The organism is Streptomyces sp. cmx-4-9, assembly GCF_046548835.1.
Lineage (GTDB): Bacteria > Actinomycetota > Actinomycetes > Streptomycetales > Streptomycetaceae > Streptomyces.
On the sequence record NZ_JAEBEE010000004.1, the window covers coordinates 21,363 to 34,908 of the forward strand.

The window sequence follows — 13,546 nt, forward strand, 5'->3', positions numbered from 1 at the left end:
CCGGAATAACGGGGCGCCCCTGCCGTGCTGCTCCGGCCATGACCTCTCCACACCATGGACACGACGCGCCTGCCGAGCACGGCGCGCACAGCGGACACGAGATCACCGTCAGCCAGGGCACCGAACACGTCCGCGTCGTACGCGACGGACAGGTGCTCGCCGAGACCCGGCGGCCGGTGGTGCTGCGCGAGACCGGCTGCCCGGTGCGCTACTACATCCCTCGCGCGGACGTGCGCACCGACCTGCTGACCGCTTCACCGACCCGCACCGCCTGCCCCTTCAAGGGGGAGACGGTGTACTGGTCGGTGCCGGGCGCACCGGACCTGGCCTGGGGCTTCCCCGAGCCGAATGCGGTGGCGGCAGGAATAGCGGACCACTTCTGCTTCTACGACACGGAGGTCGTCTGACGGGGCGCGGCGCCCGGCCCGGTCCCACCGGACCGGGCCGGGCAGCCGGCCGGGCAGGACCGGGCCCGCGTCACTGGAGCGCCGAGCGTCACTTGAGCGCCGCGAAGGCCTTGGTGAAGGCCAACGGCTGCTGGAGGACCGAACTGCACGTGGGGTCCGCGTGGTCGACGGCGCCGGCCGCGCACTGCCGGTCCCGCGTCGCGGACCACATGGCGAGCCGCCCGATGCCCTTGGCCGCCGCGAACTCCACCAGCTGGCCGGCGTCCTCGACGGTGAACACCTCGCTCGCGACGTCGTTGACGCCGATCATCGGGGTCACGGCCACGGTCTTCCAGGCCGCCGCGTCGGACAGCCCGAGGACCCCCTTCACCTGAGCCTGCGTGGCCGTCGCGGCCTGGATGGCGTACTGGCCCATGTCACCGGAGTAGGCCGGGCCGTAGTCCATCGCCATGATGTTGACGCCGTCGATCCGTACGCCGTTCTTCCTGGCGTCGGCCAGCAGCGCCACGCCCGGCTGCGTCAGGCCTTCCGGCATGACGGGCAGCGTGAAGGCCACGTCCAGGCCCGGGTGGGACTTCTGCAGACTCGCGATGGCCTGTGCGCGCCGGGTGTTGGCGGCCGTGTCGGGCAGGGCCGCACCCTCGATGTCGAAGTCGACGCGGGTGAGCTCGTACTGGTCGACGACCTTTCCGTACGCCGCGGCCAGCTGCTCGGCGGTGGAGCAGTTGAGGGCCAGTTCGTGTCCGGCGGCCCCGCCGAACGAGACGCGGACGTCGCCGCCCTTGGCCCGCAACGCACCGATCTGGGCGGCGACCTTGTCGCTCGCCAGGTCGGTGACACCGCCCCACAGCGGCGCGCAGCTGCCGCCGGAGGTGATGAAGGCGAGGTGGAACTCCTTGACGCCGGTCCTGGCCGCGGTGTCGAGCAGGTCGTACGAGGGGTAGAGCGAGGTGTCGACGTAGGGCGCGAACCGTGCACCCGCCGCGGGCTTCCCGCCGCCGCCCGGTGTGGTGCCCCCGGTCGGCGTGGGGGCCGTGGAGGCCGAGGTGGTGGGCCGAACCGTGGGGGAGGCGCTCGCGGTGGGCGTGGCGGAGCCGCCCGTGGCCGTCGCGGTGGGTGTGGGGAGGCCGGTGGGGCGCCCGCTCGGCTGGGCCGTGGCGCCCTGGTCCACGGAGCACTTGAGCCCGTTGATACGGCATCCGGTCGGGTCGCCCGGGGCGTCCGCGCCACCGCTCGTCACGAAACCGACCATGACCGAGGCTCCCGCGGCGAGCTGCCGGTTCCAGTCCGCGGGCCGCACGGTGACGTGCCGGCCGTCGACGGTGTGGGTGCCGTTCCACAGCGATTCGATCTTCGTACCCGCGGGCAGGTCGAAGGAGAGCGTCCAGTCGGAGAGGTTCTGCCCGGTGTGGTTGGTCACCACGTACTGCCCGGTGTAACCGCCGTTCCAGGAGCTGGACTTGGTGTACGCGGCCCCGACCGAGGCGGCCTGGGCGGTGCCGGTGAACGCGAAGGCCGCGCCGCCGATCACCGCCGCCGCCGCGATCGCGCCCGTGACCTTCGCCGTACGGCTCGCCCTGCGCCGGTGACCGCCTGTGCTGCTCATTGCGTGCCTGCCTCTGTCTGTACGGGGAGTGGGGGTGCGGCAGCACGCTAGCCGCCCCGAAACGGACATCTGTTCGTTACGGGGCGGAACCTTCGAGTCTTAGGTTCCGCTTAAGGAAGGGGTAAGCGGGACCTCAGGAACGGGCCCCGGAGCCGCTTCCGCACCCCACCAACAGGCCCGCCGCCGCATGCAGCTGAACGGCCGTCGGGAGTTTGCACCGGCAGGATGCAAAGACCTAGATTCTCGCCGCATGACCATGTCACGCAGGACGATCATCAAGGGGATGGCCGCCGCGCCGTTCGTCACCGCGGCCGGCGCGGCTCTCGCCCCCGCAACGGCGCGCGCGGGCACCCTCGTTCCCGGCCAGTTCACCCTTGCGGAGCGGACCTCCAACGCATCGGGGCGGTTCGCGGACCACATCGCCGGCCTGGCGGGCGTCCTGCCCACGGTGGGGGTCTCCGAGGTGCTGGCCGCGGCCAACCGCCCTGCGACGAACCTGTCCTCGGCCCCGCCCGGCGTCGGCGGCTTCTCGCACGGCTTCACCTGGAACGGCGGGGACCAGGACGCCGCCGAGTGGATCCCGCAGGGGATCACCACCAGCGCCGACGCGCTCGGCGCCGGTCTGTGGCCCGCGGGCGGCAAGCGCGTGGTCCTGGTGTCCTGGTACTTCGAGACCGACCCGGACGAGAACGAGGTCCAGGACTTCGCGACCGACAAGGGCATCCGGCTGAGCTTCGTCGACTACAGCTCGGCCTCCGCGCCCGTCTACCGGCACGTCCTGCTCGTCGAGCCCGTCCGCGCGAGCGACGGCACCTTCACCTACCAGCCCGTCCTCAAACACGCGGGCGGAATCATGTGGTACGGCAACCGGCTGTACGTCGTCGACACCTACAAGGGCCTGCGAGTGTTCGACCTGGACCGGATGTTCGAGGTCAGTACGGGCCTCCCGGACGTCTGCGGGAAGCACACCGACGGCCGCTACCACGCCTACGACTACCGGTTCGTCGCCCCCCAGACCGCCGCCTACGACAACACCGGCACCCTGCTGCGCTTCTCGGCGATCGGCCTCGACCGCGCGTCGAGCCCGGACAGCCTCACCGTCACCGAGTACGCCACCAGCCTGGACGCCCCCGTGGTGGACTATTCCGGCTCCGGGTGGAACGGCAACGGCTCCACGGTCGCCACCCCCAAGATCGTGCGGTGGCCGCTGGACCACGTGACGCGCACCCTCGCCTCCACCACCGCGACCGAGGCCGTCACCGTGAAGCAGGGCAAGCTCCAGGGCGTGGTCTCCCGCCAGGGCAAGCACTACCTGTCACGCAGCGACGGACCGTCCTCCAACGGCTACCTGCGCACGGTCCGGTCCGGCGCCGACAAGCCCGCCACCGTCGTCCGCCTCGGCGTCGGCTGCGAGGACCTGAGCTTCCACAGCGGCACCGCCGCCGACTGGGCGTACCGCGAATCCGTGATCTGGAACCTGAGCGAATACGCGGGCAGTCGGGCCGTGTACGCCGTCTTCGCCGACGGCTCCTGACCGCCCCCGCCCCCGCAGTCGCCGCTCTCCCGGCCCCCGCCCCCCTCCCCGCATCCGGCGCCGCGACGCGGACCGGCCGCGTCCGTCTCGCAGACGGGCGCGGCCGGGCGGAACCGGGGGACCGGGGTCAGTGCTTGCCCCGGACCTTCTTCATCTGCTCCCCGGCCTTCGCCGTCATCTCCTCGGTCTTGCCGCTCGCCCGCTCGGCGCTGCCCTCCGCCTGCATGCGGTGGTCGTCCATGGCGCCGCCCGCGGACTCCTTGAGCTTGCCCTTCATCTGCTTAACCTTGGCCTTTGCCTTGCCCATGACGAGGTCGTTCCTTCCGTGGAGGGATGTGCATGCCCACCTTGCGTCCGGACCCGGTGCGGCGCAATCCGTGACAAACCGTCTCAGTGGGACCGGGTGGGCCCGTCCGGCGGCCCTGGCAGCCGTTCGATGGCGACCATCGCGGCGTCGTCCCCCAGGGTGTTGTCGGCCGCATGGGCGAGGAGGTCGGCGCACAGCCGCTCCAGCAGGGTGCGCGGCTCCGCCCCGGACCGGGCGGCCGCGCGTTCCTCCAGTGGGAAGAAGGCCCCGGACGCGTCGCGTGCCTCCAGTACGCCGTCCGTGTAGAGCAGCAGGACATCACCGACCGCGAAGCCGAACGACTCCGGCGCGAGGGCCGAATCCAGCAGACCGGCGAGGCCCAGGGGCGGAGCGGGATGGTCCACGACCAGGGGGACGGCCCGCCCGTCGCGCAGCAGCAGCGGCGGCGGATGGCCGCAGCTGACGAGGTGCAGTGCCGGCTCCCGGTCCGGGATCTCCAGGACGGCCGCGGTGATGAAGCTCTCGCCCCGGTCCTGCGGGTCGTCGAGGTCCGGGGCGACGGCTCCCTCCAGGTACGCGACCAGCCGGGGCAGATCGGACTCCTGATGGGCGGCGGCCCGGAAGGCGCCCAGGGCGAGGGCCGCGTCGCCGACCGCTTCCAGGCCCTTCCCGCGGACGTCTCCGATGATCAGACGGGTCGCCGTGGCCGTTCGGGCGGCTGCGTACAGGTCACCGCCGATCCGGGCCTCGGCCGCCGCGGCCAGGTACACGGAGGCGACGCGCAGCGGACCGATCCGTTCCCGCAGCGGGCGCAGCACCACCTGCTGGGCGGTCTCGGCGACCGACCGCAGCTGGATCACCTCCTTCTCGTGCACCTCGCGCAGATGGGCGAAAAGGGTCACGATCACCGAGATCATGATCAGCGCGGTGATCTGGAAGGTGTGGTTCAGGTCGGTCAGGCTGGTGCGCACGACGGACACCACCACCTGCGCGAGGACGGCGACCAAGCCCACGAACCCCGTCATCCGCGGGCCCGCGAACGAGGCCGTGACCGCGGGCGCGGCCACCAGGAACGGGCCGAGGTGCACCTCGGGCGGAGCCAGCACGTCCACCACGGTCACCACGGCGATCAGGACGAACGGGACCGCGAGCTGCGCGTGGCGCGCCTGCCGGGATCGAGGACGGTCGGTACGAGGCAGCCGGAGGTCCATCCCCCCTGCATACACCGCGCGGCGCCCCGAAGCGCCCAGGCCAGGCCGTCGGCCCCGGGGGAGCAGGACGGGACCCCCGGCCGGGCGGGGCGTCCGGCACCACCGGGGCGCCACGGCCTGGCGGGGCGTCCGGACCCGCCGGGGCGTCCGGACCCGCCGGGGCGGCCCGGCCCCGGCGCCTCGACCCGCCGCCATCCCATCCGGCACCCGCCCGAGTCCGGCCGCCCGAGTCCGGCCGCCCGAGCCGGGCTGCCAGCCCCCCGGCCGCCAGCCCCTGGCAGCCCGAGTCCGGCCGCCCGAGCCGGCCCGCCCGAGCCCGGCCGCCCGAGCCGGGCCGCCCGAGCCGGGCCGCCAGCCCCCCGGCCGCCAGCCCCCGGCCGCCCGAGCCGGCCCGCCCGAGCTGGCCCGCCAGCCCCCGGCCGCCCGAGCTGGGCCGCCCGAGCCGGGCCGCCAGCCCCGGGCCGCCCGAGCCCGGCCGCCCGAGCCGGGCCGCCAGCCCCCCGGCCGCCAGCCCCGGCCGCCAGCCCCCGGCCGCCCGAGCCCGGCCGCCCGAGCCCGGCCGCCCGAGCCGGGCCGCCCGAGCCCGGCCGCGCGAGCCGGCCCGGCAGCCCCCGGCCGCCAGGCCGCCCGAGCCGGGCCGCCAGCCCCCGGCCGCCAGCCCCGGGCCGCCCGAGCCCGGCCGCCCGGCCCCGGCCCCGGGGGGCGGGCCGGGCGGGCCGCCGGCCGGGCACCCCGTCGGCGCGGCCCGCTGGCGGGCCGTCGGCACCTGGTGTCCGCTGGAGGGGTGAACCCCCCTCCCCGCCACGCCTGGTGGGCCGGCCTGCCGCCGGCCGCGGGCGCGGCCGTCATGGCCGCGGGCATCCTCTCGGTCGGGCTGGAGCTGACCGGGCACGACGTCCTGTCCCTGGCCGCGCTGGCCGTCGCCGTCGTGCTGTGGTGCGTGCTCGCCGCGGACTTCACGGCCCGGCTGCTGGGCGACCGCGGACGCTTCCGCGCGGAGGCCGACACCCCGGCCGCCCTCACCGCCGTGGCCGCCACCACCGTGCTGGGTGCCCGGATCGACACGCTCGGGCTGCACACCCTCGCCGCCGTGCTGCTGGCAGTGGCGGCCGTCGTGTGGCCCGGCCTGCTGGCCGGCGTCGTGCGCCACTGGCGCAGCCGGATGCCGGGTGCGGTCTTCCTCGTCTGCGTGGCCACCCAGGGGCTCGCCGTCCTCGCGGCCTCCGTCGCCGCCACCGGCCCCCACGACTGGCTGGCGCGGGCCGCCCTGGCCGCCTTCTGCCTCGGCCTGCTGCTCTACGGGGTGGCGCTCGCCCACTTCGACTTCCGTGAAGTCGCGCGCGGCGCGGGCGACCACTGGGTAGCCGGCGGAGCCCTGTCCATCTCCGCCCTCGCCGGGGCCAAGCTGACGGCCTCGCCCGTCTGGACCGGCGGAGTGCACACGGCACTGCGTACCGTCACGCTGGCGGCCCTCGCCCTGTCCCTCGCCTGGTACGCCGTGCTGCTCACCGCCGAGCTGCGCCACCCCCGGTCGCACTACGACATCCGGCGCTGGGCCACCGTCTTCCCGCTCGGCATGACCGCGACCGCCTGCCTCTCAGCCGCCAAGCCGACCGGCGTGGACCTGCTGCGCCCGCTGGGCGAGGTGCTCCTCTGGATCGCGGTGGGCGCGTGGCTGCTGACCTGCGTCGCGTTCATCGGCTCGCGCCGTGCCGGCCGCCCGGGCTGAGCCCCGTACCGGCCCGGAAGCCCAGCACCGCCACCCACCCGAGCAGGACGACCGCAGCCAGCAGTGCCCACCGGGCGCCGGGCCCCCTCACCAGCAGGCCGCCGGCCAGCGCCCCGCACAGCAGGGCGCCGACCGAGACCAGCCGGCGTACGGAGGCCGCGCCCCAGCGGTCCGCGGCCAGCCCCGTCAGGGTGCGGGTGACGACCGTCGTGGTCAGGTCGGGGATGCCCAACCGGTGCACCACGGCATTCTGCAGCCCCATGCCGAGGGCCAGCAGGACGACGGCGGCCGTCTCGGCCGCCCGCCCCGCAGCCGCCGCCGTCGCCGTCGCGGCGGGCGCAGCCCACCAGCACGGCCTGCGCCGCGACCAGCGGTCCGAACATGCGGTGCGCCGGCCGATCGCGCCGCAGCCGGCCCGCCGCCGTCGCCCCCGCCAGGAACGCGCCCAGCGCGACCAGGGAGGCCGTGGCGGAGAGTTCACGGTCCCCGGCGAGCGCGAAGCCGAGGAAGGCCACGTTGCCGGTCATGTTGGCGACGAACACGTGGTCCGGCCCGAGGAAGCTCACGGCGTCGACCAGCCCGGCCACGAAGGTCAGCACCACCAGCAGCGGGGGCAGCACCCCGTGCGGAGCCCCGCCGCCCCGCGGCCCCGGCGGGAAGAGCAGCGCGGCCAGCGGCCGCAGGATGCCGCGCCCAGACGTCATCGGTGTCCCTCCCTGGCCTTTCCCGTGGCGGGCGGGTACCCGTCTGAGTAGGGTCCCGGCATGGCATACACATTTCAGGTGACCATCGACTCGGCCGACCCGCACCCGCTCGCCGACTGGTGGGCCGACGCCCTCGGCTGGGAGGTGGAGGCCAGCGACGAGGCGTTCATCCGCGGTCTGATCGCCGCGGGACACGCGACCGAGGAGGACACCACCACCCACCGCGGGACCCTCGTGTGGAAGGCGGGCAACGGGATCCGCCACCCGGAGGGCCTCGAACGCGCCCCGCGCATCCTCTTCCAGTACGTGCCCGAGGCCAAGACCGCGAAGAACCGCGTGCACCTGGACGTGCGCACCGGGTCCGACGACCCGAAGGCCGTCGTGGAGCGGCTCCTGGAGAAGGGCGCGACCTTCCTCCACGAAGGCCGCCAGGGCCCTTCCGTCTGGACCACCCTCGCCGACCCGCAGGGCAACGAGCTCTGCATCTCCCACTAGGCTGCGCCGCAACCCACAGCCCGCAACCCGCAACCCGCCACCGGGGACCCCGCCCGCGCCATGACCGCCGCCGCGCCGCGCGCACCGCGGTCCCCGGCCGCGTCCCGCGTTCCCGGGACGACAACCGGCCCGGCCGCCGCGACCAGGAAGAATTGGGTACCGGACGCTCCCTCCCGCAGATGAGAATGGACCGTCTCGAACCGGGAGGAACCCATGAGCCAGGAGCGCCTGACTCTGCATGACCTGATGCCTGCCCAGGCACTGGCCGCATCGATCGCCGCAGGGTACGTGAGCCGCAAGCCGCACCCCGAGCTGCCGCTGTCGATCTACACCTACACGCGGACGGCCCAGTACCAGGGCGTCTGGGACCAGGTCACCACGCGCTGCCGCGGACTGGTCGCCGACGACACCACCGGCGCCGTCGTCGCCCTGCCGCTGCCGAAGTTCTTCAACGTCGGCGAGCACGAGGCCGGCCTGCCGTACGCCCCCGCCCTCCCGGACGAGCCCTTCGAGGTCTACGAGAAGGTCGACGGCAGCCTCGCCGTGGTCTTCCATTACGCGGGCAGCTGGTGGGTCGCCTCCAAGGGCTCCTTCACCAGCTCCCAGGCCGCCTGGGCGCAGCGGCGGCTCGACGGCAAGGACACCTCGGCGCTGCGCCCGGGCACCACCTACCTCGCCGAGATCCTGTACCCGCAGAACCGCATCGTCGTGAACTACGGCGACCGCCGCGACCTCGTCCTCCTCGCCGCCTTCGGCCCCGACGGCGCCGAGGTACCGCTCGCCGAAGCGGCCGCGCACTGGGAGGCCGTCGGCTCCGTCGTCACCGTGTGGCCCGCCATGCCGCTCGACGAGCTGCTGGCACTGACGGAGTCCAGCACCCTGCCCGGCGGCGCCGCGGCCACCGGCACCGACGCCGAGGGCTTCGTGCTGCGCTTCGCCTCCGGCGTACGCGCCAAGGCCAAGATCGCCGAGTACGTACGGCTCCACCGGGTCCTGACCGGGGTCAACGAGCGGGACATCTGGCGCAGCCACGGCATCCAGCGGTTCGCCGGCGTCCCCGCCCAGCGCCTCGCACAGAGCCTCAACTGCACCCTCGCCGACATCGAGGCCTCGGGCGGCAAGCCGCTCGACGCACTGCTGGAGCAGGTGCCCGACGAGTTCGACGCCTGGGTGCGCGAGGTGATCGAGCGCCTGGAGCAGGAGGCCGCACGCCACGAGCGCGCCATCGACGAGGCCTACGCGAGCCTCGCCCACCTGGCCGCCGACCGCGGCGCGTTCGCCCGCGGGGTCAAGGGGCTGAAGGACCGCGGGGTGCGCGCCGCGATGTTCCAGCGCCTCGACGGCCGGCCGACCGAGCTCACCACCTGGCGCCACGTGCGGCCCGAGACGGCCGACGCGTACGCCACCGACGAGGAGGGCGCGCCGGCCGCACCCGCAGGCACCGCCGGTTCCGCGCCCGCGGCACCCGCGCCGGCTCCCGCGGTGACGGTCGCCGTACCGAAACCCGCGACGGCCGACGCGGTGGAGCCGGAGGAGGCTGCGCTGCCCGTCGTCCACGTGATGACGGGTCTGCCGGCCTCCGGCAAGACCACCGCCGCGCGCGCCCTCCAGGCGCAGTCCGGCGGCCGGATGCGCCGGGTCAACCTGGACGACCTGCGGGCCATGCTCGACCTGCCGGACCCCGAGCGCGGCCGCTCCTTCGCGCACGAGCAGACCGTGCTCGACATCCAGGACGCGGCGGTCCGTGCGGCCGTCGAGGGCGGCTTCGACGTGGTCGTGGACAACACGCACCTGACCAAGCACATCCCGAAGCGGCTCAAGGCCGCCGTCGGGGGCCTCGCCACCTTCGTCGTGCACGACTTCACCGACGTGCCGCTGGAGGAGTGCCTGCGCCGGGACGCAGCCCGGGAGCGGCAGGTCGGCGAGGAGATCATCCGCATCCTGGCCGACAAGCACCGCAATGCCCGCAAGGGCGGCTGGCGGCTGACCACGGCCTGGATGAACGGCGGCTCCGGCACGCCGGCCGTACCGGACGTGCAGCCGTACGTCCCCGACCCGGCCCTGCCCTCGGCCGTCCTGTGCGATATCGACGGCACCCTCGCGCTGACCGGCGACCGAGGCCCGTACGACTTCTCCCGCTGCGAGCTCGACCTGCTCAACGAACCGGTCCGCCACGCGCTGGACGCCTTCCGGCGAGCCGACGGTGACACCATCGTGCTGCTGTCCGGGCGCAGCGAGGAGCACCGTCCGCAGACCGAGTCCTGGCTGAGGCGGCACGGGGTGCCCTACGACGAGCTGTGGATGCGGGCGGCCGGCGACACGCGCCGCGACGACCTGGTCAAGGCGGAGCTGTTCGACGCGCACGTACGCCACCGGTACGCGGTACGGGTCTCGCTCGACGACCGGGACCGGGTCGTGGCCGTCTGGCGCCGGATGGGCCTGCCGACCTGGCAGGTCAACTACGGCGACTTCTGAGAGGGGTGCCGCCATGGCGCAGGACACGACCGGGGGGAGCGGCGCTCCGGCGCCTGCGGCCGACCCGCCCGTGCTGATCGTGGACGGGGCGAACGTCGTCGGGTCCGTCCCGGACGGCTGGTGGCGCGACCGCCGCGGCGCCGCCGAGCGGCTGCGCGACCGGCTGGCCGCCCGCGCGGAGGGCGAAGAGGTCGTCCTCGTCGTGGAGGGCGCGGCCCGGGGCGTCGAGTCCGTACCGGGCGTCAGGGTGGACGCCGCCCCCGGCAGCGGGGACGACCGGATCGTGGAACTGGCCGCCGCCCACGCGGACCGCGACTGCGTGGTGGTCACCGCCGACCGCGCCCTGCGCGAGCGGGTCCGGGTGTACGGCGCGCGGTGCGTGGGGCCGCGGGCCGTACGTCCTGCGGACTGACCGGTTCCGGACCGGACACGGCTGCGTCCGGCGCCCGAGGGGGCGCCGGACGTAACCGGACATGACCACCTGTGACCGGCTGCGACCGGCCGGCCGACCGGGTCGGGCCGTGGGCGGCGTCGCGGCCGGGAGGGATCAGCGGCAGAACTTCACCTGGGACTGGTTGCGGACGTAGCGCGCCGCGACCCAGCGCTCCTCGCCGTACTGGCGGCGCTTCGCGGCCGGGCCGTTCTCCCAGTCGGTACCGCCGTCACCGTTTTCCCAGTCGTTGCCGTTCTGGCCGTTCTGGCCGTTCTCCCCGTTCTGGTCGTTCTCGCCGTTCTCCCAGTCGTTGCCGTTGTCGTCGCGCCGCTCCTGGAGGCGGAACCAGATGCGGTTGCCGTCGACGGACTCGCCGTTCGACTTGCAGTCGATCTCGACGGTGCGGTTCGGCTGCACCTCGCCGACGGCCTGCGAGCGGGTGGTGGGCCTGCTGCGGACCTTCAGCGGGCCGCGCGAGACGACCTTGCCGATCACGGAGCGGTACTGGTGTCCGCCGGCCGCGCTCTCGTGCGCAGGCAGGGTGGACATCGGCCCTTCGTCCGCGACGGCGGCGCCCGTCCCGACCAGACCGAGCACCAGGCTTCCGGCGGCGAGAGCGAGGATGGTCCTGGTGGGCTTCAGCATGAGCCGGCTCCTCTACGAAGACATCCGCCCGGCCGCGGCACGCGGCGCGGGGCGGCAACCGGGAGGTTGCCACGGACGACTATGGCCAGGCAGGGGCGCGCGACCCGGGTGACTCACCGCCGTTTAGCCCGAAATGCCCAATGCGGGGCCCGTCTGGCCCCGCCCGGCGGGGCCTCCCTCCGGATGCGGACGCTGCGGGGCGGAGCCAGAGTGGGAGCCATGGGTATCGAAGATTTCGGCGGCGGCGCAGGGGCCCACGAGACCGGCGTCCTGGTCGTGACGACCAATGACGTCCCCGGCTACCGGGTCGAGCAGGTCATCGGGGAGGTCTTCGGGCTCACCGTGCGCTCCCGCCACCTGGGCAGCCAGATCGGCGCCGGCCTGAAGTCGATGATCGGCGGCGAACTGAAGGGCCTCACCAAGACCCTGGTGGAGACCCGCAACCAGGCGATGGACCGCCTCATCCAGCAGGCGAAGGCGCGGGGCGCGAACGCCGTGCTGATGATGCGCTTCGACGTGACGGACGCCGCGGACGTGGGCACCGAGGTGTGCGCCTACGGAACCGCCGTCATCCTGGCCCCCACCTCCGGTTAGCCGGCGCCCGGCCGCGGTGGACTCCCCCTACGGGCGCCGTCCGCGGACCTCGGCGCCCCCGTCTCAACCCCCTGCCGGTACGGCCTTCGCGTTCGACCCGTACCGGTGCCCGCGGACCTGACGTACGGTGGCCGGTACCGCAGACGGGGGGTTCCCATGGGCCGACGCGAGTCCGCAGCCGAGGTGTTCGACGCGCTGGGTGAGCGCTACGACGAGCTGTTCGGCCGGGTTCCGGGCCAACTGCGGGCGCTGGACTGGCTCTGCGCCCGGCTGCCGCGCGGCGCCCGCGTCCTCGACGTGGGCAGCGGTACCGGCCGGCCCGCCGCCGAGGCCCTGGCCCGGGCCGGGTACGAGGTCACCGGCATCGACGTCTCGGCGGCCATGGTGGAACTGGCCCGTGCCAGGGTGCCGCAGGCCCGCTTCGAGCAGGCCGACGTGCGCACCTGGACGCCTCCGACGGGCGGCTTCGACGCGGTGTGCTCCTTCTTCCCGCTCCTCGTGATGGACCAGCCGGAGGTCGCGGCCTCCCTGGACCGCCTGGCGTCGTGGGTGGCCCCGGGCGGGTACTTCGTGATGGCCACCGTCCCCGGCGACATCCGCGGCCTGGACATCGAGTGGATGGGCCACCCCGTCACCGTCAGCAGCCTCTCCCCGGAGGGCCACCTGGCCCGGCTCACCGGGGGCGGACTGGACGTGTTGCACCAGTACACCGAGGTGTACCACCCGCAGGACCCCTCGGCGGCAGGACCGGAGGAGCACTTCTTCTGCTACGCCCGGCGACCCGTCTGACCGCCCGTCAGGCGGGTCCGCGCGCCGGCCGGCGAAAGTTTTCCGGCAGCGGCGGCAACCTCGGGGCGGGTCGGGCGTCGTGCGGGGGTGAAGGGCGCAGTTCCGCGTCCTGGACCCGACCGTGGAGAACCACCGTGAAGAACCTGAAGCGCGTCCCCCAGCCCCTGCGCCGGGCGGCCGTCACCGCCGCCGCCGCGGGGGCGCTCGTCGCCCTGGCCGGGCCGGCGTCGGCCGCGGCCGGGGCACCGGCGGCTCCCGCAGCGAACGCTGCCCCCGCGTCCAGCGCCTCGCCCACTCCGGCGTCCAGCGCCACCCCGGGCAGGCCGGCCCCGGCGACGAGCACCCCGGCGCAGCCCGCCCCGGCGAGCAGCGCCTCGCCCCGGCCGTCCGTGTCCGCGCCGGGCGCGAGCGCCCAGCCCGCGGCCCAGCCCTCGATCCGGCCGTCCGCCGCACCCTCGGCCGCTTCCTCCGCCGCCCCCTCCCAGGCGCCCGGTGACGGTGAACTCGCGCAGACCGGTTCCTCCGCGACCACCACCGCCCTGGGAGCGGGAGCCGCCGGCCTGATCGTCCTCGGCGCCGGCGCCCTGTACACCGTGCGGCGCCGCGCCAACGGCTGA

14 protein-coding genes and 1 pseudogene are annotated in these 13,546 nt (G+C 74.6%); 9 read left to right on the plus strand and 6 right to left on the minus strand.

Annotated features, from left to right (window positions below):
- Nucleotides 1-38 precede the first annotated feature (38 nt).
- On the plus strand, nt 39-407 hold the full coding sequence (locus tag ACLJTM_RS13850; protein ID WP_411103830.1) for a DUF427 domain-containing protein: 369 nt from the start codon (nt 39-41) through the stop codon (nt 405-407).
- 88 nt (nt 408-495) lie between these two features.
- Here the strand turns inward: ACLJTM_RS13850 and ACLJTM_RS13855 are convergent, their stop codons facing one another.
- On the minus strand, nt 496-2,013 hold the full coding sequence (locus ACLJTM_RS13855; RefSeq protein ID WP_411103831.1) for a cellulose binding domain-containing protein: 1,518 nt from the start codon (nt 2,011-2,013) through the stop codon (nt 496-498).
- A 250-nt stretch (nt 2,014-2,263) separates the two neighbouring features.
- On the opposite strand from ACLJTM_RS13855, the gene ACLJTM_RS13860 reads away from it, so the two are divergent.
- Nucleotides 2,264-3,547: a hypothetical protein gene (locus ACLJTM_RS13860; RefSeq protein WP_411103832.1), complete on the plus strand. Its 1,284-nt coding sequence runs from the start codon at nt 2,264-2,266 to the stop codon at nt 3,545-3,547.
- 127 nt (nt 3,548-3,674) lie between these two features.
- Here the strand turns inward: ACLJTM_RS13860 and ACLJTM_RS13865 are convergent, their stop codons facing one another.
- Both ACLJTM_RS13865 and ACLJTM_RS13870 read right to left on the minus strand, forming a co-directional pair.
- The gene (locus ACLJTM_RS13865; RefSeq protein WP_411103833.1) at nt 3,675-3,854 is read right to left on the minus strand and encodes a CsbD family protein; all 180 of its coding nucleotides are present in this window, start codon (nt 3,852-3,854) and stop codon (nt 3,675-3,677) included.
- A gap of 83 nt (nt 3,855-3,937) precedes the next feature.
- Nucleotides 3,938-5,065 carry a PP2C family protein-serine/threonine phosphatase gene (locus ACLJTM_RS13870; RefSeq protein WP_411103834.1) on the minus strand — a complete coding sequence of 376 codons (1,128 nt, stop codon included), beginning with the start codon at nt 5,063-5,065 and terminating at the stop codon, nt 3,938-3,940.
- A gap of 784 nt (nt 5,066-5,849) precedes the next feature.
- Between ACLJTM_RS13870 and ACLJTM_RS13875 the strand changes: the two genes are divergently transcribed.
- Nucleotides 5,850-6,794: a tellurite resistance/C4-dicarboxylate transporter family protein gene (locus tag ACLJTM_RS13875; protein WP_411103835.1), complete on the plus strand. Its 945-nt coding sequence runs from the start codon at nt 5,850-5,852 to the stop codon at nt 6,792-6,794.
- Here the strand turns inward: ACLJTM_RS13875 and ACLJTM_RS13880 are convergent.
- Nucleotides 6,760-7,275: a DUF1275 family protein gene (locus ACLJTM_RS13880; protein WP_411103836.1), complete on the minus strand. Its 516-nt coding sequence runs from the start codon at nt 7,273-7,275 to the stop codon at nt 6,760-6,762. The two genes, ACLJTM_RS13875 and ACLJTM_RS13880, sit on opposite strands and share 35 nt — an antisense overlap.
- Nucleotides 7,196-7,498: pseudogene (locus ACLJTM_RS13885) on the minus strand (YoaK family protein); the annotation flags it as partial. The gene ACLJTM_RS13880 and the pseudogene ACLJTM_RS13885, both read right to left, overlap by 80 nt.
- 60 nt (nt 7,499-7,558) lie before the next feature.
- Here ACLJTM_RS13885 and ACLJTM_RS13890 point away from each other — a divergent pair.
- From ACLJTM_RS13890 to ACLJTM_RS13900, 3 genes are all read left to right on the plus strand, one after another.
- Nucleotides 7,559-7,993: a VOC family protein gene (locus ACLJTM_RS13890; protein WP_411103837.1), complete on the plus strand. Its 435-nt coding sequence runs from the start codon at nt 7,559-7,561 to the stop codon at nt 7,991-7,993.
- A 213-nt stretch (nt 7,994-8,206) separates the two neighbouring features.
- Nucleotides 8,207-10,468 (plus strand): AAA family ATPase, encoded by a 2,262-nt coding sequence (locus ACLJTM_RS13895; protein WP_411103838.1) that lies wholly within the window; start codon nt 8,207-8,209, stop codon nt 10,466-10,468.
- 13 nt (nt 10,469-10,481) lie between these two features.
- Nucleotides 10,482-10,880, plus strand: coding sequence for an NTP pyrophosphohydrolase (locus ACLJTM_RS13900; RefSeq protein WP_411103839.1), 399 nt, complete (start codon nt 10,482-10,484; stop codon nt 10,878-10,880).
- A gap of 135 nt (nt 10,881-11,015) precedes the next feature.
- Here the strand turns inward: ACLJTM_RS13900 and ACLJTM_RS13905 are convergent, their stop codons facing one another.
- Complete coding sequence (locus ACLJTM_RS13905) at nt 11,016-11,546, minus strand: hypothetical protein (RefSeq protein WP_411103840.1); 531 nt, start codon at nt 11,544-11,546, stop codon at nt 11,016-11,018.
- Between the two features lie 219 nt (nt 11,547-11,765).
- On the opposite strand from ACLJTM_RS13905, the gene ACLJTM_RS13910 reads away from it, so the two are divergent.
- From ACLJTM_RS13910 to ACLJTM_RS13920, 3 genes are all read left to right on the plus strand, one after another.
- Nucleotides 11,766-12,140 (plus strand): YbjQ family protein, encoded by a 375-nt coding sequence (locus tag ACLJTM_RS13910; RefSeq protein WP_411103841.1) that lies wholly within the window; start codon nt 11,766-11,768, stop codon nt 12,138-12,140.
- Between the two features lie 156 nt (nt 12,141-12,296).
- On the plus strand, nt 12,297-12,929 hold the full coding sequence (locus tag ACLJTM_RS13915) for a class I SAM-dependent methyltransferase (protein ID WP_411103842.1): 633 nt from the start codon (nt 12,297-12,299) through the stop codon (nt 12,927-12,929).
- A gap of 134 nt (nt 12,930-13,063) precedes the next feature.
- On the plus strand, nt 13,064-13,546 hold the full coding sequence (locus ACLJTM_RS13920; protein ID WP_411103843.1) for an LAETG motif-containing sortase-dependent surface protein: 483 nt from the start codon (nt 13,064-13,066) through the stop codon (nt 13,544-13,546).

Coding starts and splice junctions, on each gene's coding strand:
- ACLJTM_RS13850 (WP_411103830.1), top strand. CDS start 39: ATGACCTCTCCACACCATGGACACGACGCGCCTGCCGAGCACGGCGCG.
- ACLJTM_RS13855 (WP_411103831.1), bottom strand. CDS start 2,013: ATGAGCAGCACAGGCGGTCACCGGCGCAGGGCGAGCCGTACGGCGAAG.
- ACLJTM_RS13860 (WP_411103832.1), top strand. CDS start 2,264: ATGACCATGTCACGCAGGACGATCATCAAGGGGATGGCCGCCGCGCCG.
- ACLJTM_RS13865 (WP_411103833.1), bottom strand. CDS start 3,854: ATGGGCAAGGCAAAGGCCAAGGTTAAGCAGATGAAGGGCAAGCTCAAG.
- ACLJTM_RS13870 (WP_411103834.1), bottom strand. CDS start 5,065: ATGGACCTCCGGCTGCCTCGTACCGACCGTCCTCGATCCCGGCAGGCG.
- ACLJTM_RS13890 (WP_411103837.1), top strand. CDS start 7,559: ATGGCATACACATTTCAGGTGACCATCGACTCGGCCGACCCGCACCCG.
- ACLJTM_RS13895 (WP_411103838.1), top strand. CDS start 8,207: ATGAGCCAGGAGCGCCTGACTCTGCATGACCTGATGCCTGCCCAGGCA.
- ACLJTM_RS13900 (WP_411103839.1), top strand. CDS start 10,482: ATGGCGCAGGACACGACCGGGGGGAGCGGCGCTCCGGCGCCTGCGGCC.
- ACLJTM_RS13905 (WP_411103840.1), bottom strand. CDS start 11,546: ATGCTGAAGCCCACCAGGACCATCCTCGCTCTCGCCGCCGGAAGCCTG.
- ACLJTM_RS13910 (WP_411103841.1), top strand. CDS start 11,766: ATGGGTATCGAAGATTTCGGCGGCGGCGCAGGGGCCCACGAGACCGGC.
- ACLJTM_RS13915 (WP_411103842.1), top strand. CDS start 12,297: ATGGGCCGACGCGAGTCCGCAGCCGAGGTGTTCGACGCGCTGGGTGAG.